General features: G+C 71.7%; 18 protein-coding genes and 3 tRNA genes. 4 read left to right on the top strand and 17 right to left on the bottom strand.

What is annotated here, in order from left to right:
* Positions 1-50 precede the first annotated feature (50 nt).
* Together secE and BS80_RS24965 are read right to left on the bottom strand one after the other, a co-directional pair.
* The gene (gene secE / locus BS80_RS24970) at positions 51-437 is read right to left on the bottom strand and encodes a preprotein translocase subunit SecE (RefSeq protein WP_035800786.1); all 387 of its coding nucleotides are present in this window, start codon (positions 435-437) and stop codon (positions 51-53) included.
* 151 nt (positions 438-588) lie between these two features.
* Positions 589-661, bottom strand: a tRNA-Trp gene (locus BS80_RS24965).
* Between the two features lie 235 nt (positions 662-896).
* Between BS80_RS24965 and BS80_RS24960 the strand changes: the two genes are divergently transcribed.
* The 3 genes from BS80_RS24960 (at position 897) to BS80_RS41090 (ending at position 3,499) form a co-directional block, all read left to right on the top strand.
* Positions 897-2,135 (top strand): pyridoxal phosphate-dependent aminotransferase, encoded by a 1,239-nt coding sequence (locus BS80_RS24960; protein WP_035800785.1) that lies wholly within the window; start codon positions 897-899, stop codon positions 2,133-2,135.
* Between the two features lie 105 nt (positions 2,136-2,240).
* The gene (locus BS80_RS24955) at positions 2,241-3,296 is read left to right on the top strand and encodes an adenosine deaminase (protein WP_035800783.1); all 1,056 of its coding nucleotides are present in this window, start codon (positions 2,241-2,243) and stop codon (positions 3,294-3,296) included.
* The gene (locus tag BS80_RS41090; protein WP_157536557.1) at positions 3,293-3,499 is read left to right on the top strand and encodes a hypothetical protein; all 207 of its coding nucleotides are present in this window, start codon (positions 3,293-3,295) and stop codon (positions 3,497-3,499) included. Before BS80_RS24955 ends, BS80_RS41090 begins: the two co-directional genes overlap by 4 nt.
* Here BS80_RS41090 and BS80_RS24950 read toward each other — a convergent pair.
* The 8 genes from BS80_RS24950 to BS80_RS24915 form a co-directional block, all read right to left on the bottom strand.
* Entirely contained in the window at positions 3,489-4,529 is a 1,041-nt protein-coding gene (locus tag BS80_RS24950) for a UDP-N-acetylmuramate dehydrogenase (RefSeq protein ID WP_035800781.1), read from the bottom strand. The two genes, BS80_RS41090 and BS80_RS24950, sit on opposite strands and share 11 nt — an antisense overlap.
* Positions 4,530-4,624: 95 nt before the next feature.
* Positions 4,625-6,100, bottom strand: coding sequence for a DHA2 family efflux MFS transporter permease subunit (locus BS80_RS24945; RefSeq protein ID WP_157536556.1), 1,476 nt, complete (start codon positions 6,098-6,100; stop codon positions 4,625-4,627).
* A 94-nt stretch (positions 6,101-6,194) separates the two neighbouring features.
* Positions 6,195-6,761, bottom strand: a complete 567-nt coding sequence (locus BS80_RS24940) for a TetR/AcrR family transcriptional regulator (RefSeq protein ID WP_232246593.1) — start codon at positions 6,759-6,761, stop codon at positions 6,195-6,197.
* Between the two features lie 86 nt (positions 6,762-6,847).
* Positions 6,848-7,270, bottom strand: coding sequence for a MaoC family dehydratase (locus BS80_RS24935; protein ID WP_408607423.1), 423 nt, complete (start codon positions 7,268-7,270; stop codon positions 6,848-6,850).
* 2 nt (positions 7,271-7,272) lie between these two features.
* On the bottom strand, positions 7,273-7,731 hold the full coding sequence (locus BS80_RS24930; protein WP_035800779.1) for a MaoC family dehydratase N-terminal domain-containing protein: 459 nt from the start codon (positions 7,729-7,731) through the stop codon (positions 7,273-7,275).
* 116 nt (positions 7,732-7,847) lie between these two features.
* Positions 7,848-8,012, bottom strand: a complete 165-nt coding sequence (gene rpmG, locus BS80_RS24925) for a 50S ribosomal protein L33 (protein ID WP_006604855.1) — start codon at positions 8,010-8,012, stop codon at positions 7,848-7,850.
* An 83-nt stretch (positions 8,013-8,095) separates the two neighbouring features.
* Positions 8,096-8,168, bottom strand: a tRNA-Met gene (locus tag BS80_RS24920).
* A 44-nt stretch (positions 8,169-8,212) separates the two neighbouring features.
* A tRNA-Thr gene (locus tag BS80_RS24915) sits at positions 8,213-8,285 on the bottom strand.
* A 237-nt stretch (positions 8,286-8,522) separates the two neighbouring features.
* Here BS80_RS24915 and BS80_RS24910 point away from each other — a divergent pair.
* Positions 8,523-9,932, top strand: a complete 1,410-nt coding sequence (locus BS80_RS24910; protein WP_035800773.1) for an amidohydrolase family protein — start codon at positions 8,523-8,525, stop codon at positions 9,930-9,932.
* A gap of 3 nt (positions 9,933-9,935) precedes the next feature.
* On the opposite strand, the gene BS80_RS24905 is transcribed toward BS80_RS24910, so the two are convergent.
* The 7 genes from BS80_RS24905 to kdpF all read right to left on the bottom strand — a co-directional run bounded on the left by BS80_RS24905 (position 9,936) and on the right by kdpF (position 19,588).
* Positions 9,936-11,384 (bottom strand): hypothetical protein, encoded by a 1,449-nt coding sequence (locus tag BS80_RS24905; protein WP_157536555.1) that lies wholly within the window; start codon positions 11,382-11,384, stop codon positions 9,936-9,938.
* Between the two features lie 341 nt (positions 11,385-11,725).
* Positions 11,726-12,409 carry a response regulator gene (locus BS80_RS24900; RefSeq protein ID WP_035800772.1) on the bottom strand — a complete coding sequence of 228 codons (684 nt, stop codon included), beginning with the start codon at positions 12,407-12,409 and terminating at the stop codon, positions 11,726-11,728.
* On the bottom strand, positions 12,406-14,979 hold the full coding sequence (locus BS80_RS24895; RefSeq protein ID WP_035802784.1) for an ATP-binding protein: 2,574 nt from the start codon (positions 14,977-14,979) through the stop codon (positions 12,406-12,408). Before BS80_RS24895 ends, BS80_RS24900 begins: the two co-directional genes overlap by 4 nt.
* Positions 14,980-15,071: 92 nt before the next feature.
* The gene (gene kdpC, locus BS80_RS24890; protein ID WP_035794950.1) at positions 15,072-15,710 is read right to left on the bottom strand and encodes a K(+)-transporting ATPase subunit C; all 639 of its coding nucleotides are present in this window, start codon (positions 15,708-15,710) and stop codon (positions 15,072-15,074) included.
* A gap of 20 nt (positions 15,711-15,730) precedes the next feature.
* Entirely contained in the window at positions 15,731-17,836 is a 2,106-nt protein-coding gene (gene kdpB / locus BS80_RS24885; RefSeq protein ID WP_035794951.1) for a potassium-transporting ATPase subunit KdpB, read from the bottom strand.
* Complete coding sequence (kdpA, locus tag BS80_RS24880; protein ID WP_035794953.1) at positions 17,836-19,497, bottom strand: potassium-transporting ATPase subunit KdpA; 1,662 nt, start codon at positions 19,495-19,497, stop codon at positions 17,836-17,838. Before kdpA ends, kdpB begins: the two co-directional genes overlap by 1 nt.
* 1 nt (position 19,498) lies before the next feature.
* A complete protein-coding gene (kdpF, locus tag BS80_RS38670) occupies positions 19,499-19,588 on the bottom strand; it encodes a K(+)-transporting ATPase subunit F (RefSeq protein ID WP_035794954.1) in 90 nt (29 codons plus the stop codon).
* Positions 19,589-19,633 lie beyond the last annotated feature (45 nt).

The raw sequence follows: 19,633 nt of genomic DNA, 5'->3' as shown, positions 1-19,633 counted from the left end.
GGCCGATCCGGGTCGGGGAATGCTGTGTGCGCGAGAGGCTCCCGTCAGGGTCAGCCGAAGATCCAGAAGCTGAGCTTCGCGAAGCCCCAGTCGAGCGTCGCGACGACACCGATGATGACGGCCACGAAGACCACCACGACACTGGTGTAGTTCATCAGCTCGCTGCGGGTGGGCCAGACGACCTTGCGCAGCTCCGCGATGATCTGGCGGTAGTAGAGCCCGATGCGGGCGGCCAGGCCGCGCTTGGCGCGCTTGCCCGACGACTTCTCGGTACCGCCGCCGGCCTTGTTGGCCCGCTTGCGAGCGCGTCGCGAGAGAGTCTTGTCACTCTCGGCGCTCGCAGTGCCTTCCGCGGCATCCTCAACCGGCGCCGAGTCCTCGGCACCCTCGGGGTTGCCGCTCTCAGGCGTTGCGGTGGAGCCCGTGGTCTCCGTCACTCGTCCTCACCTGAATCCGGGTCCTGCCGAGTGTCACTGGCGTGCCGCGGGGAGCACGAGCGATCCGGCGAAAGGCAGTGCTAGTGGGGCCCTCTCCGCATCAAGCCCGCTCGCTCGGTCGGAGCGAACGGGCTGGACTTGGATCAAGCAGCAGGGCACGAGGGACTCGAACCCCCAACCGCCGGTTTTGGAGACCGGAACTCTACCAATTGAGCTAGTGCCCTACAGCGCCTTGCGGCGCTTGAGATGTCCCCTAACCTACCGCATCGGACCGGCTGCGTGGTGAACGCTTCTGGTGATGCTTGCGGGCCGGAGCCATCGATCAGTGAGTGTACGGGTTCGGAGGCGTTTGGTCGAACCTCTTCATCCGGCGCACCCCGGCGAACCTGACGAGACGCCAGAGGTACGGATGCTGAAACGGCGATGCCCGGGTCCGGTGGGGTCTGCGACGATGCAGGTATGAGCGCTTCCACCCCCGCGAACACCACTCCCTCCGACCGCCGGGTCTCGGCCCGGGTCGGCGCCATCGCCGAGTCCGCCACCCTCGCCGTCGATGCCAAGGCCAAGGCCCTCAAGGCGGCCGGCCGGCCCGTGATCGGCTTCGGCGCAGGCGAGCCGGACTTCCCCACCCCGGACTACATCGTCGAGGCCGCCGTCGCGGCCTGCCGGGAGCCGAAGAACCACCGGTACACGCCGGCCGGCGGCCTGCCCGAGCTCAAGGCGGCCATCGTGGCGAAGACGCTGCGCGACTCGGGCTACCGGGTGGAGCCCTCGCAGGTGCTGGTGACCAACGGCGGCAAGCAGGCCATCTACGAGGCCTTCGCCGCCATCCTGGACCCGGGCGACGAGGTCATCGTCCCGGCGCCGTACTGGACCACCTACCCCGAGTCGATCCAGCTCGCCGGCGGCGTCGCGGTCGAGGTGGTGGCCGACGAGACCACCGGCTACAAGGTCACCGTCGAGCAGCTGGAGGCGGCCCGCACCGAGCGCACCAAGGTGGTGCTCTTCGTGTCGCCGTCCAACCCGACCGGCGCCGTCTACAGCCAGGCGGAGGCCGAGGCGATCGGCCGCTGGGCCCTCGAGCACGGCCTGTGGGTGCTGACCGACGAGATCTACGAGCACCTGGTCTACGGCGACGCGACCTTCACCTCGCTGCCCGCGCTGCTGCCCGAGCTGGCCGACAAGTGCATCGTGGTCAACGGCGTCGCCAAGACCTACGCGATGACCGGCTGGCGGGTGGGGTGGCTGATCGGCCCGAAGGACGTGGTGGCCGCCGCGACCAACCTCCAGTCGCACGCCACCTCCAACGTGAGCAACGTGGCGCAGCAGGCCGCGCTGAGCGCCGTCAGCGGCGACCTGACCGCCGTCGACGAGATGCGCACGGCCTTCGACCGCCGCCGCCAGACCATCGTGCGGATGCTCAACGAGATCGACGGCGTGCTCTGCCCCGAGCCCGAGGGCGCGTTCTACGTGTACCCGTCGGTCAAGGGCCTGCTGGGCAAGGAGATCCGCGGGCGCCGTCCGAAGACCTCCGCCGAGCTGGCCACGCTGATCCTGGACGAGGCCGAGGTCGCGGTCGTCCCGGGCGAGGCCTTCGGCACCCCCGGCTACCTGCGGCTCTCCTACGCGCTGGGCGACGCCGACCTGGCCGAGGGCGCGGCCCGGATGCAGAAGCTGCTGGGCGAGGCCCGCGACTGACGTCGACCGCTGACGTCACGCTGAGCGGTACCGCCCCCTTCACCCTTCCGAGGGACTTGCAGGGGGCGGTTCCCGTTCGGGGGGTGGATACGGCAGGATCGGCGAATGGAACACCAGCCGCCGCGCCGAGACGTCCTGGGCCTGCCGAAGGCCCACCTCCATCTGCACTTCACCGGTTCGATGCGCCCGGCCACCCTGCTGGAACTGGCCGACAAGCACCGGGTCCGGCTGCCCGAGGCCCTGCTGGGCGGCACTCCGCCGAAACTGCGGGCGACCGACGAGCGCGGCTGGTTCCGCTTCCAGCGGCTCTACGACACCGCGCGCTCGGTGCTGCGCGACGAGCAGGACATCCGCCGGCTGGTCCGGGAGACCGCCGAGGACGAGGTCGCCGACGGCTCGCGCTGGCTGGAGATCCAGATCGACCCGACCTCCTACGCGCCGCGGCTCGGCGGCCTGATCCCCGCCCTGGAACTGATCCTGGACGCCGTGCGGGAGGCCTCCGCGGCCACCGGTGTGGGCATCCGGGTGCTGGTGGCCGCGAACCGGATGAAGTCGCCGATGGACGCCCGGACGCTGGCCCGGCTCGCGGTGCGCTACGCGGACCAGGGTGTGGTGGGCTTCGGCCTCTCCAACGACGAGCGGCGCGGCCTCGCACGGGATTTCGACCGGGCCTTCCTGATCGCCCGTAAGGGTGATCTGCTGGCCGCCCCGCACGGCGGCGAGCTGGCCGGTCCCGAGTCGGTGCGGGACTGCCTGGACGACCTGGGGGCCGGCCGGATCGGCCACGGCGTCCGGGCCGCCGAGGACCCGCGCCTGCTGCAGCGGCTGGCCGACCGCCAGATCACCTGCGAGGTGTGCCCGGCCTCGAACGTCTCGCTGGGCGTCTACGAGGAGGACTCCGCCGTGCCGCTGCGGACGCTCTTCGACGCCGGAGTGCCGCTGGCGCTGGGCGCGGACGACCCGCTGCTCTTCGGCTCCCGGCTGGCCGCGCAGTACCGGCTGGCGCGCGACGTCCACGGCTTCTCGGACGCCGAACTCGCCGAGCTGGCCCGGCAGTCGGTGCGCGGCTCGCGGGCACCGGACAGCGTGCAGAAGGAACTGCTGGGCGACATCGACGCCTGGCTGACCACACCGATCACCGAAAGAACCGACGCATCGTGAGCCACAGCCACAGCAGTCACAGCAGCCATCACACGACCCACCACATAGGCGGTTTCGACCCCCAGGGCGGAACGAGCGGCGGGAACGCGGGCGCTGTCGGCAGTGTGCTGACCGTCGTGCTGGTGGGGATCGCGCTGATCTTCGGCGCAGTGATCCTGCTGGTCCGGCGCGCAGCCCGGCGCGGGCGCCGGCTCAGAGCCTGACGCCCACCATCACCGGCTCGTTGACCAGTTCCACCCCGAACGAGGCGTGCACGCCGTCGCGGATCTCCCGGGCGAGCGCCAAGAGGTCCTCGGTGCTGGCCAGGCCGCGGTTGGTGAGGGCCAGGGTGTGCTTGGTGGAGAGGGTGGCCGGGCCGGTGCCGTAGCCCTTGGTGAAGCCGGCCCGGTCGATCAGCCAGGCGGCGGAGGTCTTGGTGTGCCCGTCCGCGGCGGGGTAGAGCGGCGCGTCCAGCCCTTCGACGCGGCCCAGGAAGGCCTGGTACTGCTCCGGGGTCAGGATCGGGTTGGTGAAGAAGGAGCCCGCCGACCAGGTGTCGTGGTCGGCCGGGTCCAGCACCATGCCCTTGCCGGCCCGCAGCGCCAGCACCGTTTCGTACGCGGCGCGCAGCGGGACCCGCTGCCCGGCCTCGGTGCCGAGCGTCCTGGCCACCTCGGCGTACCGGACCGGCGAGGACTGCCCGTCGGCGTCCTCCAGCGCGAAGCGGACCCGTAGCACCACATAGCGGTCGGGTTCGGCCTTGAAGCGGCTGTGGCGGTAGGAGAAGGCGCAGTCGGCGCCCGCCAGGGTGACCGTCTCGCCGGCCACCCGGTCGTAGGCGACCACCTCGGTGATGCCGGTGGACACCTCCTGGCCGTACGCGCCGACGTTCTGCACCGGCGTGGCGCCGGCCGAGCCAGGGATGCCGGCCAGGAACTCGATGCCGGCCAGCCCCGCGTCCACCGTCCTGGCCACCACCTCGGACCAGACCTCGCCGGCCGCCAGCTCCAGCGCGGTGCCGTCCAGCGTGAAGCCGGTGGTGGCGATCCGCAGCACCGTCCCCGCGAAGCCCGCGTCCCCGATCACCAGATTGCTGCCGCCGCCGATCACCAGCAGCGGCTCACCCGCGGCATCGGCCTCGCGGACGACCGCGACGACCTCGGCGTCGGTCTCCGCGGTGACCAGCCGGCGGGCGGGCCCACCGAGCCGGAGGGTGGTCAGCGGGGCCAGGGGAGCGTTTTCGAGTACCAGCACGCCACCAGCGTACGGGGCCGCCCGGCTGCTCCTCCCCCATGACCGGGGACGAGCCGGTGTGCGGGGTGCACACCGGCTCGGGTGGGGTGAGGGGGTCAGACGGACTGGAGGTCGCGGGCCTCGCCGGCCGGGTCGGCGGCGGGCTCGGGCCGGTCGGCCGTACGGCGGCGGGGGATCAGCAGGGCGCAGAGCGCCGCGACGCCGACGGCGGCGGCGCCCACGTAGAGCGCCGGGACCAGGCCGTCGGTGAAGTGCTGGGCGGAGCCGTAGCCGCCGCGGGCGGAGAAGACCGAGGAGAGCACGGCCACCCCGAGCGCCCCGCCGACCTCGCGCATCGCGTTGTTGGCGCCGGAGGCGATGCCCTGCTCCTGCGGGCGGACGCTGGCCATCACCAGGTTGGCGGTGGGGGCGAAGTAGAGCGACATCCCGATGCCGCAGACCACCAGCGAGGGCACCTGCGCGCCGTACGAGCCCCCGGCGTGCGCGACGGCGGCGAACATCGCCAGGCCGAGCGCCTGCAGGGCGAGCCCGGTGGCCACGATCGGGCGGCCGCCGATCCGGTCCGAGAGGATGCCCGCCAGCGGAGCGACGATCAGCGGCATGCCGGTCCAGGGCAGCATCCGGACGCCGGCCTCGGTCGGGGTGTAGCCGCCGCTGCCCTGGAGGGACTGGCTGATCAGGAAGATCGAGCCGAACATGCCGAGGAACATCAGCAGGCTGGCGGCGTTGACGGCGGAGAACGCCCGGCTGCGGAAGAGCCGCATCGGCAGCATCGGGTGGGCCACCCGTAGCTCGTACCGGACGAAGCCGACCAGCAGCGCGCCGCCCGCGATCAGGCCGGTGAGCACCGGGCCACTGGTCCAGCCGTCGGCGTTGCCGCGGATCAGGGCGAAGACGATGCCGAACAGCGCGCTGCTGACCAGGGCCGTCCCGACCACGTCCAACCGGGCCTCGGCGCCCCTGCTCTCGCTCAGCCGCAGCCGGGCCAGGGGGAGCAGGACCAGTCCGGTCGGGACGTTCAGCCAGAAGATCCACTGCCAGGAGAGGTGCTCGGTGAGGGTGCCGCCGATCAACGGTCCGGAGGCGACCGCCAGGCCGTTGACGCCGGACCAGATGCCGAAGGCCATACCGCGCCTGGCGGCGGGGACGGCGGCCGTGAGCAGGGTGAGGGTGAGTGGCATCATCACCGCCGCGCCGACGCCCTGCACGGCGCGGGCGGCTATCAGCCAGTTGATGGTGGGGGCGAGCGCGGCGGCGGCGGAGCCCGCGGTGAAGACGGCGAGCCCGGCGAGGAAGAAGCGGCGGCGGCCGAACCGGTCGCCGAGCGCGGCGCCGAACATCAGCAGCACAGCGAAGGTGAGCGTGTAGGCGCTCACCGTCCACTCCAGGTCGGAGAGTCCGCCGCCGAGGTCGGCGCGGATGGAGGGCAGTGCGGTGGTGACGACCAGGTTGTCCAGCGCGGCCATGAAACCGGCCACGCTGGTGATCACCAGGGTCCAGACGGCGGGGCGGCCGAATCCGGCCGGCGCGGCGGGCTCCTGCTTGACGGCGGTGGTGCTGACCCTTGCCATGAGCGTCGGTCCTGTCTGTGCGACGAGGTAGTTAGTAGTCACTAAGTTCTTGCGGCAGCAGAGAACCCGGGTCGCCCCGGCCGCCCGCCACCGATCACTGCGGCTGCGCGTCGTCCCCGTGGAGTCCGTCCCAGACCCGGTGCTGCTGCGGAAAGCCGAGCAGTAGCAGGACGTTCATCAGCATCCCGTAGGACATGAAGCCGGCGGTCGCCTGCGCATCCGCCCCGAGCTTGAGGTGCACCCAGTCGTACAGCTCCGTCCAGGACTCGCGGACGGCCGCGCCGAACTCGAGGTCGCCCTCGATCTCGGCCGAGCTGACCGCGACGTACATCTGCATCTGCATCAGCAGGCGCTCGCGGTCCTCGACCATGCGCTCGTACTCCTGGGACATCGCCACCTTGGCGTCCTCCCCCTCGCGCCCCTCGGTGGCCCGCTGGAAGCCCGCCAGGATGTCGGCCGTACAACTGCGGCCGGCTGCCAGGAAGATCGCCTGCTTGTTGCCGAAGAGCCGGAACAGGTACGGCTGCGAGACGCCGACCCGACGGGCGATCGCCTCGGTCGAGGTGCCGTGGTACCCGTGCTTCGCGAACTCGGTGATCGCGGCCCGGACGACGCTCTCGCGCCGCTCCTCGGCACTCATCCGCATGCTGGTCTTCGCCATGCGTCCCAAGTTAGTGGTCACTCACTACCTTGTCAACGGGAACGACGGGCCGGGGAGCCGCAGCTCCCCGGCCCGGCACCTGCGGTTCAGCCGAGCTGGACCACGGCCCGCGACATCCCGAGCACCTTCAGATCGCGGTTCTTCACCAGCAGGTCGACCCGCACCCGGCGGTCCTCCAGCAGGACGGCGACCTTGGCGGTGACGTCGATGCTGGTCCCCACCCCGTCGTTCGGCACCGGGACGGGCTTGGTGAAGCGAACGCTGTACTCGACCACCGCGCCCGGGTCGCCGACCCAGTCGGTCACCACCCGGACTGCCTCGGCCATGGTGAACATCCCGTGCGCGATGACGTCGGGCAGGCCGACCTCCAGCGCGAACTTCTCGTTCCAGTGGATCGGGTTGAAGTCGCCGGAGGCGCCCGCGTACTGGACGAGCGCGGCGCGCGTCACCGGGAAGGACCGGGCCGGGAGCTCGGTCCCGACCTCGACGTCGTCGAAGCTGATCGCCATCGTCACTCCCCCGCCTCGTCGGCGGCACGCGCCACCAGTGTCATGAAGGAGGTCACCACGTGCTCGCCGCTCGCCTCGTGCAGCTCGCCGCGCACGGTGAGGACCTCGTTGCCCGCCAGCGACTTGATGGCGTCGATGACGATCGTCACAGTCAGCCGGTCACCGGCCCGGACCGGACGGGTGTAGACGAAACGCTGGTCACCGTGCACGACCCGGCTGAAGTCGAGGCCCAGTTCGGGGTCCTCGACCACCTGCGCGGCGGCCCGGTAGCTCAGCACGAACGGAAACGTCGGCGGCGCGATCACATCGGGATACCCGAGTGCCTTGGCCGCCTCCGGGTCGGTGTACGCCGGGTTGGCGTCGCCGATCGCGACGGCGAACTCGCGGATCTTCTCCCGGCCGACCTCGTACGGTTCGGTGGGCGGATACGTCCGCCCGATGAAGGAGGGGTCGAGCGGCATGGCTACTCCTCGGAGTCCTCTGGGGCAGATACGACTTCAGGCCGCACCCCTCAGTGAGGGATGCGGCCTGGAGCCTATGACCTGATTGCACAGGCCCGCTTGAACGCCCTAGGGGGTCAGCGGGTCTCGCGGTGCGCGGTGTGCGAGTTGCAGCGGGGGCAGTGCTTCTTCATCTCAAGACGGTCCGGGTCGTTACGCCGGTTCTTCTTGGTGATGTAGTTCCGCTCCTTGCACTCCACGCAGGCCAGCGTGATCTTCGGGCGGACGTCGGTGGCAGCCACGGGAGTGCCTTCCTTGAACAATGATTGATGACACGACAAGAGTAGCCGATCGGGAGTTCGAACTCCCGATCGACTACGCGGGGTAGCGGTGACCGGACTTGAACCGGTGACACAGCGATTATGAGCCGCTTGCTCTACCAACTGAGCTACACCGCTTTGATGAACCGGACCCCCGCCGAAGCGGGGGGCCTGTCCATCAGAGCCCCCATGCGGAATCGAACCGCAGACCTTCTCCTTACCATGGAGACGCTCTACCGACTGAGCTATAGGGGCGAACGAGGAAGAGATTACACGTTTCCGGGCCAGAGGTGAAATCCGTATCCCGGCCGCAAGATCGCAGGTGGGCGGCCTGCACAGAGCAGCGAGCCAAGGCAGCACGTTCGACTCGGCCGTGACTTGCGCGAGCCTCCCGGCTCCGTACCCGAACTGACCATAGGCTCGACCGCCAGTGATCTTTCGGCGACCGGCCAGCGACTGGACGGGCGCGGCACAGCTGGGAGGAGCCGGCCGATGAGCGCGGACAGCGCACCCACTGACGGGCCGCAGCCCGGCAGCCCCGGTCCCGGCCCGCTGGGCGGCAACCCGCCCTCCTTCCCCCGCGCCGGGAAGGAGGGACCCCTCAGCCACGGACCCATCCTCCTGCTGACCGGCGCCCGGCTGGCCGACGGCCGGGTGGTGGACGTGCGGATCAGCGGCGACCGGATCCAGGCCGTCGGGACCGTCGGCAGCCTCGGCCCGCTGCCGCAGGCCGCACTGCCGCCCACCGCCTCGCCCGGCGGACCGGGGGTGGTCGCCACCGGGGCCCGGATCGACCTGGCCGGCTACCTGCTGCTGCCCGCCCCCGCCGAGCCGCACGCCCACCACGACACCGCCTTCTCCGCCGCCCTGCCGCCGCCCACCGCGCTGCCCGCCGTCGGTCCGGTCGGCCCCGCCACACCGGGCGGCCCGCCGCGCCTGGTCCGCCCGTCGGCCCAGGAGAGCCCGGCCGAGCTGATCCGCCGGGTCACCGAGGCCTCGCTCACCTCACTCGGCTACGGCGCCACCGCCCAGCGCACCCACGTCCGGATCGGCGACGTGCACGGGCTGCGCCGCCTGGAGGCGGTGCTCACCGCCCGCCAGGCCCTGCGCGGGCTGGCCGAGCTCCAGGCGGTGGCCGTCCCCCGGCTGCTCACCGGCGCGGCCGGGGCGGACGGCCGGGCCGCGCTGCGCGAGGCGCTCAGGCTGGGCGCGGACGCGGTCGGCGGCTGCCCCGAGCTCGATCCGGACCCGGCGGGCTACGTGCAGGTGCTGGTGGAGGCCGCGTTGGAGTTCGACTGCCCGGTGGACCTGCACACCCGGGGCTGCGACCCGGCCAAACTCGCCCGTACGGTGGCCGCGTTGGCTCCGCTGCGGCCCAGGGTCACGCTCGGCCCGTGCGACGGGCTGGCCGAGGGCGGCGCGGGCGCTCTGCGGGCCGCCGGCATGCGGGTGGTCTGCCTGCCGCAGAGCGGCTCGTGCTGCGGTGTGGACGGCCGCCCGGAGGGTCTGCGGCCCACGCTGGTACGGGAGCTGGCGGCGGCCCAGGTCCCGCTGGCGGCCGGCAGCGGCGCACTGCGGGACGCCGCCAACCCGGTCGGCCGGGCCGACCCGCTGGAGGCGGCCTACCTGCTGGCCGGCTCCGGCGCGCTGACCACGGCCGCCGCGTACGAGGCGGTCAGCAACCAGGCGCGGCTGCTGATGGGCCTGCCCCCGGTCCGGGTGGACGCCGGGTTCCCCGCCGAGCTGCTGGCGGTGCGCGGCGACAGCCTGGCCGGCGCGCTGTCCGGCGGGCACAGCCGGCTGGTGGTGCACAGCGGACGGATCGTCAGCCGGACCAGTGCGGTGCGCGAGTTCGCGGACACCGTCGCGCTGGCCCTGCCCCGCCAGAGCGGGCACCACTGAGCCCTACCGGTACTCGCGCAGCCGAGGCCGGACCGCGACCACGGTCAGGACGAGGCCGGCCAGCAGCAGAGCGCCGCCGGCGCCGGCCGCCCCGGCGCCCAGGTCGCCGTCGGACTGCTCGACCGCGTGGTCGAAGGCCTGCTGGTTGATCGCGATGACGCCCGCGAAGGCGTCCGAGAGCAGGCCGAAGTCGGCGTTGGACTGGCCGGGTGCGTTGCCGGTGTCAAAGGTGACGGCGTCCGCCAGGCGGCCCTGGGTGTTCAGCGCGCGGAGCTTGCGGTCGTCCGCCTGGTAGACCTGGAAGGTGGTCAACACCCGGTCTGCGGCGGCCTGTTCGCCGGGGAAGGTGATGTTGCGCAGCTCCGTGCCGAGGTAGCCGCCGAAGCCGACCTGCGAGGGGTCCTGCTGGTGGGCCGTGACGAGCCGGTCGAGGTCGGGGCTGTAGGTGAACAGCCCGGCGCCGTCGATCCGGGCGATCGACTGGGTCTTGTCGAAGAAGCTCTGCTGGTAGCCGTCGGCGCCGGCCGGGTCGCTGAGGTAGCGGCTCTCGTCCGCGTTGCTGTCGTAGGCCACCGCGCGGGCCCGGCTGAGCGCGATCACCGAGTCGTAGGCACTGCTCTTGGCCACCTTCAGGTGCTGGTCGGCCGCGGAGACCAGCGAGAGGCCGTAGACCAGGCCGGCCGCGGTGAGCACGGTCGCCAGCGCCAGCGGCGGGCTGACCCGTCGGCGGTAGCGGACGGCGAGGGTGCGTTGCAGCAGGCCGAGCGCCAGCAGCGCGGCCAGGCCGAAGGCCAGCAGCCACCACCAGCCGGACCCGAGGGCGGACCGCTGGGAGGCGTAACTGCCGTCCACGGTGGCCTCGCTGGCACCGGCCACCTGGTCGGCGCCGGGCAGCAGCTGCTGGCGCAGCAGGCCGGTGGCCTGGGTGTAGGCGGCCAGCGCGTCGGCGGACGGCTTGCCGGGCAGGTCCTTGCCCTGGTCCTCCAGCAGCTCGGAGCGGGCGACCAGCGCCTCGTACTGGCCCAGCGCGCCGAGCACCGAGCCGACCGCGTGCTCGGCCGCCGGATCCCCGGCGGCCGCCTCGGTGGCCTGCTGGAGGTCCCCGTCGGCCTGCGCCCGGCGCTGCTCGTAGACGGCCTCGGTGCTCTTGCGCCGCCCGGCGTCGGCCGGATCGGCGCCGACCAGCAGCAGGTTGGCCGCCTGGGCGTCCATGTCGCTGAGCGCGAAGTACAGGTCGGAGGCCCGGACGGCCTGCGGCGCGGCCCGGTGTCCGATGGTGTCGATGCTGCCGCGCGCACCGCCGAGCACGGTGGCGGCGACGGCCGCGAAGGCGAACAGCGCCGTCAGGCAGAGCGCGGTGAGTGCCTGGACCCGGCGCGGAGTCGTCCAGGTGGCGCCGTGCAGCAGCCGCCGCAGGAGCGCCGCGGCCGGCCCGGTGCGGGGGACGCGCACCGGCACGGGAGTCCGCCCGGTCGCACCCGAACCCGTCTGTGCCGACGAGCGCTTCCCCGGTACGACCTTTGTTCTGACTCCCGCAGCCATGGCGCGCGTCCCCTCCCCCTTCACCTGGCCGCCGGTCGGGACGGGCCCCGGTCGGGGCCCGCCGTCCTCCGGCGCTGGTTCTGCTCCTGACCCGGCCGTTGGCCGGGCTCCCCCACGGAGCGGAGCGGAACCCTCTGTGCACCGCTGACGCTATCCCCGCAGAGATCGCATTCTGCGCTCCCCTGACGCGCTCTTGGCGATCTTCGAGCCGGTCTTGACGCATCATTAGCGCCCGCTCCGGCTCCGGGCGCTCAGGGCTCGTAGCGGTAGCCGATCCCGGGTTCGGTGATCAGGTGCCGGGGCCTGGCCGGGTCGCGTTCCAACTTCCTGCGCAGCCCGGCGAAGTAGACCCTGAGGTAGTTGCCGCGGTGCTCGTGGTCCGGCCCCCAGATCGCCCGCAGGATCTGCCGGCCGGGCAGCAGCCGGCCCGGGTTGGCCAGCAGCATGGTGAGGATCCGCCACTCGGTCGGGGTCAGCCGCAGCTGCCCCTCACCGCCGTCGGACGGGACCACCGTGCAGGCCGCCAGGTCGATCAGGTGGTCGCCGAGCAGCACCCGGGCGACCGGCTCGGAGGCGGTCGGGCGGCGCAGCACCGCGCGCAGCCGGGCGAACAGCTCGTCCATCAGGAAGGGCTTGGTGACGTAGTCGTCGGCGCCCGCGTCCAGCGCCTGGATCTTGTCGTCGGCGCCGCTGCGGCCGGAGAGCACGATGATCGGCGCCGGGCTGCGGCTGCGCAGCCGGTGGATCACCTCGACGCCGTCCAGGTCGGGCAGGCCGAGGTCGAGCAGGACGGCGTCCGGCCTGGTCCGCTCGGCGGACTCCAGTGCGCCGCCGCCGGTGGCGGCGGTCGCCACGTCGTACTTGCGCGCCCGCAGGTTGATCCGCAGGGCGCGGAGCAGCTGGGGTTCGTCGTCGACGACCAGGATGTGCGTCATGGTCCCTCCTCCGCGGCGGGCAGGGTGAGCAGCATGGTGGTGCCGCCGCCGGGGGTGTCCTCGACCTCCAGGGTGCCGCCCATCGCCTCGGCGAGACCGCGGGAGAGCGCGAGGCCGAGGCCGACGCCGGTGGTGTTGTCGGTGTCGCCCAGGCGCTGGAACGGCAGGAAGACCCGGTCGCGGTCGGCGGCCGGGATGCCCGGGCCGCGGTCCGCGATCCGGATCTCCACCCGGTCCAGGTGCGCGCCGGCGGTGACCAGGACGGGTTCGCCGGGGGCGTTGTGGCGCAGCGCGTTGGTGATCACGTTGGCCAGCACCCGTTCCAGCAGCGGCGGATCGGCCAGCACCGGCGGCACGGCGGCGAGGCCGACGGGCCGGACGGGCGCGTCGACGGGGGTACCGCGTTCGGCCGGCGACTGCGGGGAGAGCGAGTCCAGCGCGCGCGGCAGCACCTCGTCGAGGTGGACCGGGATCAGGTGCAGGGTGAGCGCGCCGGCCTGCAGGCGGCTCATGTCCAGCAGGTTGTCCACCAGACGGGTCAGTTTGACCAGCGACTCGTCGGCGGTGGCCAGGAGTTCGGACTGGTCCTCCGCGGAGAACTCGACGTCCGGGCTGCGCAGCGAGCCGACCGAGGCGCGCGCGGCGGCCAGTGGGGTGCGCAGGTCGTGGCTGACGGCGGCCAGCAGCGCGGTGCGCATCCGGTCGGCGGCCTTGATCGGCTCGATCTCGGCGGCCACCGCCGCCAGCCGGTCGCGTTCCAGGGCGGCGGCGACGTGGGCGGCGAAGGCGGTCAGCACGCGCTGCTCGTCGGCGGGCAGCCGGCGGCCGGAGAGGATGAGCAACGCGCCTGTGCCGACCGGGACTTCGGTGATCTCCCGGTCGACGGCGGCCGCCCCGCCGGCGTCGCTGCGGGCCATCACCTCGCCGCTCTCGCGGGACAGCAGCGCGACCGAGTCCAGGCCGAAGGTGGTCCGGGACTGCTCCAGCAGGGTGGGGATGGCCGAACCGCCGCCCGGGACGCCGTCGTGCCCGCGCAGCACGCTCCCGGCCAGCGTGCTGAGCGCCTCCGCCTCGGCGGTGGCGCGGGCGGCGCGGCGGGTCTGCCGGGTGGCCCGGTCGACCACGGTGGAGACGGTGAGCGCGACGGCGGCGAAGACCGCCAGCGCGATCACGTTGTTCGGTTCGCCGATGGTGAAGGTGTGGACCGGCGGGATGAAGTAGTAGTTGAGCAGCAGCGAGGCGACCAGCGAGGCCATTAGGGCGGAGGCCGCGCCGCCGAGCAACGCGACCGCTACCACGCCGAGTTGGAAGAGCAGTGCGACGGTGGTCAGGTTCAGCGAGTGCGGCAGTCCGGAGAGGACCGCGGTGAGCCCGCAGGGCAGTAGCAGGCCGGAGGTGAAACCCGCCACGGTCCGGCGCCGGGAGTGCCGGCGGCCCAGCGAGGGCAGTCGGCCGCGCCCGGTGAACTCGTGGGTGACCATGTGGACGTCGATGTCCTCGGAGGCGTCGACGGTGGTCTCGCCGATGCCGGGACCGGTCAGGAAGCGGGTGATCCGGCCGCGCCGGCTGGTGCCCAGCACCAGCTGGGTGGCGTGGTTGGCGCGGGCGAAGCTCAGCAGCGCGGTGGGGATGTCGTCGCCGACCACCACGTGGTAGCTGCCGCCCAGGCTCTCCACCAGCTGGCGCTGGGTGGCGAGCGCGCCCGGCGAGGCGCCGGCCAGGCCGTCGCTGCGGGTGACGTGCACGGCCAGCAGCTCGCCGCCGGCCGTCCGGTCCGAGATCCGCGCCGCGCGACGGACCAGCGTCTCCCCCTCCGGCCCGCCGGTGAGCGCGACCACCACGCGTTCGCGGGTCTCCCAGACCCGGTCGATGTTGTGCTGCACCCGGTAGTCGCGCAGGCCCTCGTCGACCCGCCCGGCCACCCAGAGCAGGGCCAGTTCGCGCAGGGCGGTCAGGTTGCCGACCCGGAAGTAGTTGGAGAGCGCGGCGTCCACCTTCTCGGCCTTGTAGACGTTGCCATGGGCCATCCGCCGGCGCAGCGCCTGCGGTGCCATGTCGACGAGTTCGATCTGATCGGCCCGCCGCACGACCTCGTCGGGGACGGTCTCGCGCTGCGGGATGCCGGTGATCTTCTGGACGACGTCGTTGAGGCTTTCCAGGTGCTGGATGTTCACCGTGGTGATGACGTCGATGCCGGCCGCGAGCAGCTCCTCGATGTCCTGCCAGCGCTTGGCGTTGCGGCCGCCGGGGATGTTGCTGTGCGCCAGCTCGTCCACCAGCGCCACCGTGGGGCGCCGGGCGAGCACCGCATCCACGTCCATCTCGCGGAACTCGGAGTCCCGGTAGGTGCGGGTGAGCCGGGGGACGACGTCCAGGCCCTCCAGCATGCCCTCGGTGTGCCGGCGGCCGTGGCACTCGATGTAGCCGACCACCACGTCCGCCCCGCGTTCCTGTCTGCGCCGCGCCTCGTCCAGCATCCGGTAGGTCTTTCCCACACCGGGGGCCGAGCCGAGGTACACCCGTAGCCGGCCGCGCCGGGGCAGGGTGTCGGAGCCAAGATCGCGGGCCATCATTCCTCTTCGTTTATGGGGTCGGAAACGCGGACCGACCGGTCCGGGTGACAACCCGGACCGGCCAGCCTTTCATCCATCCTGACCTGCGGTCACTTCGTCTCGCTGAGTGCCTTGTTGAGCAGGACGACGTTGACGCCGGGGTCGCCGAGGAAGCCGAGCGAGCGGGCCTCGGTGTACTTGGCGACGAGCGCGGAGACCGTGTCGGTGGACAGGCCACGGGCCTTGGCGACCCGGGCCACCTGCTCCTTGGCGTAGGCCGGGGAGATGTGCGGGTCCAGGCCCGAACCGGAGGCGGTCAGCGCGTCCGGCGGCACGCTGGCCGCATCGACGCCGTCGAACGCGGCGGCCGCGGCACGGCGGTCGTTGACCGCCTTCAGCAGGTCGTCACTGTTCGGACCCAGGTTGGAGGCCGAGGACCCGTGCGGGTCGTAGCCGGTACCGGCGGCCGAGGGGCGCGGCTGGAACCACTGCGGGTCCGGCTGGGCCTGCTCGTTCGGGTCGTTGGGGTTCTTCTTCGGCAGGTTGTAGTTCTGGCCCAGCAGGCTGGAGCCGATCTCCTTGCCGTCGGCGGACTTCACGACCGAGCCGTTGGCCTTCTGGCTGAAGGCGACCTGGCTGACGCCCGTCACCAGCAGCGGGTACAGCACCCCCAGGATCACGGTCATCACCAACAGGGCGCGCAGCGCGGTGAGATGGGTACGGACGGAGGTGGGCAGAGGCTTGGACATGGTGGGGTCTCCTTCCGTTTCTAGCGCAGGCCGGGGATGAACTGGACGATCAGGTCGATCGCCTTGATGCCGATGAACGGCACCACCAGGCCGCCGAACCCGTAGATCAGGATGTTCCGGCGCAGCAGTGAACTGGCGTCGGAGGGGCGGTACTTGACGCCGCGCAGGGCCAGCGGGATCAGGCCGATGATGACCAGGGCGTTGAAGATGATCGCGGAGGTGATCGCGGACTTGGGGCTGTGCAGGGCCATGATGTTGAGGTGGCTCAGGCCCGGGTAGACGCTGACGAACATCGCCGGGATGATCGCGAAGTACTTGGCGACGTCGTTGGCGATGGAGAAGGTGGTCAGCGCGCCGCGGGTGATCAGGAGCTGCTTGCCGATCTCGACGATCTCGATCAGCTTGGTGGGGTTGGAGTCCAGGTCCACCATGTTGCCGGCCTCCTTGGCCGCCATGGTGCCGGTGTTCATCGCCACGCCGACGTCGGCCTGGGCGAGCGCCGGGGCGTCGTTGGTGCCGTCGCCGGTCATCGCGACGAGCTTGCCGCCCTCCTGCTCCTTCTTGATCAGGGCCATCTTGTCCTCGGGGGTGGCCTCGGCGAGGAAGTCGTCCACGCCGGCCTCGTCCGCGATCGCCTTGGCGGTCAGCGGGTTGTCGCCCGTGATCATGATGGTCTTGATGCCCATCCGGCGCAGTTCGTCGAAGCGCTCCTTCATCCCCTCCTTGACGACGTCCTTGAGGTAGATGACGCCGAGCGCGCGCGGTGCGGCCGAGCCGATCCGCGAGGCGACCAGCAGCGGGGTGCCGCCGGCGGCGGAGATGCCGTCGACCAGTTCGGCGACGTCCTTGCCGACCGTGCCGCCGTTCTCGGTGACCCAGTTGGTCACCGATCCGGCCGCGCCCTTGCGCACCGAGTGCACGCCGTCGGCCTCGTCGAGGTCGACGCCGGACATCCGGGTCTGGGCGGTGAACGGGACCCAGGTGGCGTGCGTCAACTCGCCCTGGGCGCGGGCCCGCAGGCCGTAGTCGGTCTTGGCGAGGACGACGATGGAGCGGCCCTCGGGGGTCTCGTCGGCGAGGCTGGAGAGCTGGGCGGCGTTGGCGAGCTCGTCGACGCTGACCCCGGCGGCGGGCTGGAACTCGGCGGCCTGGCGGTTGCCGAGGGTGATGGTGCCGGTCTTGTCGAGCAGCAGGGTGTTGACGTCGCCGGCGGCCTCGACCGCGCGGCCGGACATCGCCAGCACGTTGCGCTGCACCAGGCGGTCCATACCGGCGATGCCGATCGCGGAGAGCAGTGCGCCGATGGTGGTCGGGATCAGGGCCACGACGAGGGCGACCAGGACGATCAGGGTCTGCGGCGCCCCGGCGAAGCCGGCCATCGGCTGCAGGGCCGAGACGGTGACCAGGAAGACGATGGTCAGCGAGGCCAGCAGGATGTTGAGGGCGATCTCGTTGGGCGTCTTCTGCCGGGCGGCGCCCTCGACCAGGGCGATCATCCGGTCGATGAAGGACTTGCCGGGCTCCGAGGCGATCTTGACGACGATCCGGTCCGAGAGCACCTTGGTGCCGCCGGTGACCGCGCTGCGGTCACCGCCCGACTCGCGGATGACCGGGGCCGACTCGCCGGTGATGGCCGACTCGTCGACCGAGGCGACGCCCTCGACGACGTCGCCGTCGCCGGGAATGATCTCGCCGGCCTCGGCGACCACGTGGTCGCCGAGCTGCAGCTCGGTGGCCGCGACCTGCTCCTCGGCCTGCGAGGCGGGCCAGTCGAGCAGGCGGCGGGCCATCGTGTCGGTCTTGGTGCGGCGCAGCGTCTCGGCCTGGGCCTTGCCGCGGCCCTCGGCGACGGCCTCCGCCAGGTTGGCGAAGATCGTGGTGAGCCAGAGCCAGACGGTGATCGCCCAGGCGAAGACGCTCGGGTCGGCGATCGCCGAGACGGTGGTGACCACCGAGCCGACCTCGACCACGAACATGACCGGGTTCTTGATCATGACGCGCGGGTCGAGCTTCTTCACCGCGTCGGGGACCGCCGCGAGAAGGACCTTGGGGTCGAGCAGGTTGCTGGAGACCCGGTGGACCGCCGCCTCCTGCTGGGCAGGGGTGGTGAGAGTGGGGGTGGACATCAGTGCAGACCCTCCGCGAGCGGCCCGAGAGCCAGGGCAGGGAAGTAGGTGAGGCCGACGACGATCAGCACGACGCCTGAGAGCAGGCCGACGAACAGCGGCTTGTGGGTGGGCAGGGTGCCCTCGGTGGCGGGGACCGGCTGCTGCTGCGCGAGCGAGCCCGCCAGCGCCAGCACGAAGATCATCGGCAGGAACCGGCCGAACACCATCGCCAGACCCAGCGCCGTGTCCCACCAGGGCGAGGTGACCGTGATGCCCGCGAACGCCGAACCGTTGTTGTTGCCCGCCGACGTGAAGGCGTAGAGCACCTCGGAGAAGCCGTGCGCCCCCGAGTTCAGCATGTTCGCCCGCTCACCCGGCAGCGCCATCGCGACACCGGTGCCGACCAGCACGATCGCCGGCGTGGTCAGGATGTACAGCGAGGCGAACTTCATCTCCCGCCCACCCAGCTTCTTGCCCAGGTACTCCGGGGTGCGCCCGACCATCAGACCGGCCACGAACACCGCGACGATCGCCAGCACGAGCATCCCGTACAGGCCCGACCCGGTACCGCCGGGCGCGATCTCGCCCAGCATCATGTCGAAGATCGCGACACCGCCGCCGCCGGGCGTCAGCGAGTCGTGCGCGCCGTCCACCGCACCGGTGGACGTCAGCGTCGTGGAGGACGCGAACAGGCTGGTCGCCCAGGGTCCGAAGCGGACCTCCTTGCCCTCCATCGCCGCGCCGGCCGCCTTCAGCGCCACACCGCTCGCGTGGGTCTCGAAGAACGTCATCAGGGCGGCCGAACCGGCCCAGAAGATGCCCATCACGGACACGATCGCGTAGCCCTGGCGGTGGTCGCCGATCATCTTGCCGAAGGTGCGCGGCAGCGAGAAGGAGATCACCAGCAGCAGGAAGACCTCCAGCCAGTTGGTGAAGCCGGTCGGGTTCTCGAACGGGTGCGCCGAGTTGGCGTTGAAGAAACCGCCGCCGTTGGTGCCCAGCTCCTTGATGACCTCCTGCGAGGCCACCGGCCCGCCGGGGATCGACTGGGTGTCCCCGCCCAGCGTCGCCAGGTCGTGGAAGCCGTGGAAGTTCTGGATCACACCGTTGGCGACCAGCACCAGCGCGAACACGACCGACAGCGGCAGCAGCAGCCGCAGGCAGATCCGCGTCAGGTCCACCCAGAAGTTGCCCACCCGGTCGGTGCGGCTGCGGGTGAACCCGCGGATCAGCGTCGCCACCACCGCGATGCCCACCGCCGCCGAGACGAAGTTCTGCACCGCCAGGCCGGCCATCTGGACCGTGTGGCCCAGCGTCGCCTCACCGGCGTAGTCCTGCCAGTTGGTGTTGGTGACGAACGAGATCGCGGTGTTCCACGCCCCGTGCTCCCCCACGGCCTTGAAGCCGAGGCTGAGCATCAGGTGGTTCTGGATCCGCTGCAGCAAGTAGAGGAAAAGGACGGAGACCAGCGAGAACGCCAGCACCGACCGCAGGTAGACCGGCCACCGCTGGTCGGCGTCGCCGTCCACCCCGATGGTCTTGTAGATCCCGCGCTCCACCCGCAGGTGCTTCGCGGTCGTGAGCAGCTTGGCGATGTAATCGCCGAGGGGGCGGTAGCACAACGCCAACGCGCCCACCAGGGCAAGGGCCTGCAACCAGCCCGCAAGAGTGGAACTCATGTCAGAACTTCTCCGGGAAGATCAGCGCCACGACGAGGTAGCCGACGAGGGCGACTGCGACGATCAGGCCTGCGATGTTCTCGACACTCATGAGGCCACCTCGCGCACCTGGAAGGGGACAGGGGTACGGAGAGCG

It is taken from the genome of Kitasatospora mediocidica KCTC 9733, from assembly GCF_000744225.1.
In the GTDB taxonomy this organism is placed as follows: Bacteria; Actinomycetota; Actinomycetes; order Streptomycetales; family Streptomycetaceae; genus Kitasatospora; species Kitasatospora mediocidica.
The sequence above is the reverse complement of the archived record's forward strand: the minus strand, read 5'-3'. Positions and strand labels throughout refer to the sequence as shown.

Coding starts and splice junctions, on each gene's coding strand:
- BS80_RS24960 (WP_035800785.1), top strand. CDS start 897: ATGAGCGCTTCCACCCCCGCGAACACCACTCCCTCCGACCGCCGGGTC.
- BS80_RS24910 (WP_035800773.1), top strand. CDS start 8,523: ATGAGCGCGGACAGCGCACCCACTGACGGGCCGCAGCCCGGCAGCCCC.
- BS80_RS24940 (WP_232246593.1), bottom strand. CDS start 6,761: ATGGCGAAGACCAGCATGCGGATGAGTGCCGAGGAGCGGCGCGAGAGC.
- kdpC (WP_035794950.1), bottom strand. CDS start 15,710: ATGTCCAAGCCTCTGCCCACCTCCGTCCGTACCCATCTCACCGCGCTG.
- kdpB (WP_035794951.1), bottom strand. CDS start 17,836: ATGTCCACCCCCACTCTCACCACCCCTGCCCAGCAGGAGGCGGCGGTC.
- BS80_RS24945 (WP_157536556.1), bottom strand. CDS start 6,100: ATGGCAAGGGTCAGCACCACCGCCGTCAAGCAGGAGCCCGCCGCGCCG.
- BS80_RS24900 (WP_035800772.1), bottom strand. CDS start 12,409: ATGACGCACATCCTGGTCGTCGACGACGAACCCCAGCTGCTCCGCGCC.
- kdpF (WP_035794954.1), bottom strand. CDS start 19,588: ATGAGTGTCGAGAACATCGCAGGCCTGATCGTCGCAGTCGCCCTCGTC.
- BS80_RS24955 (WP_035800783.1), top strand. CDS start 2,241: ATGGAACACCAGCCGCCGCGCCGAGACGTCCTGGGCCTGCCGAAGGCC.
- BS80_RS24895 (WP_035802784.1), bottom strand. CDS start 14,979: ATGGCCCGCGATCTTGGCTCCGACACCCTGCCCCGGCGCGGCCGGCTA.
- BS80_RS24935 (WP_408607423.1), bottom strand. CDS start 7,270: ATGGCGATCAGCTTCGACGACGTCGAGGTCGGGACCGAGCTCCCGGCC.
- BS80_RS24930 (WP_035800779.1), bottom strand. CDS start 7,731: ATGCCGCTCGACCCCTCCTTCATCGGGCGGACGTATCCGCCCACCGAA.
- kdpA (WP_035794953.1), bottom strand. CDS start 19,497: ATGAGTTCCACTCTTGCGGGCTGGTTGCAGGCCCTTGCCCTGGTGGGC.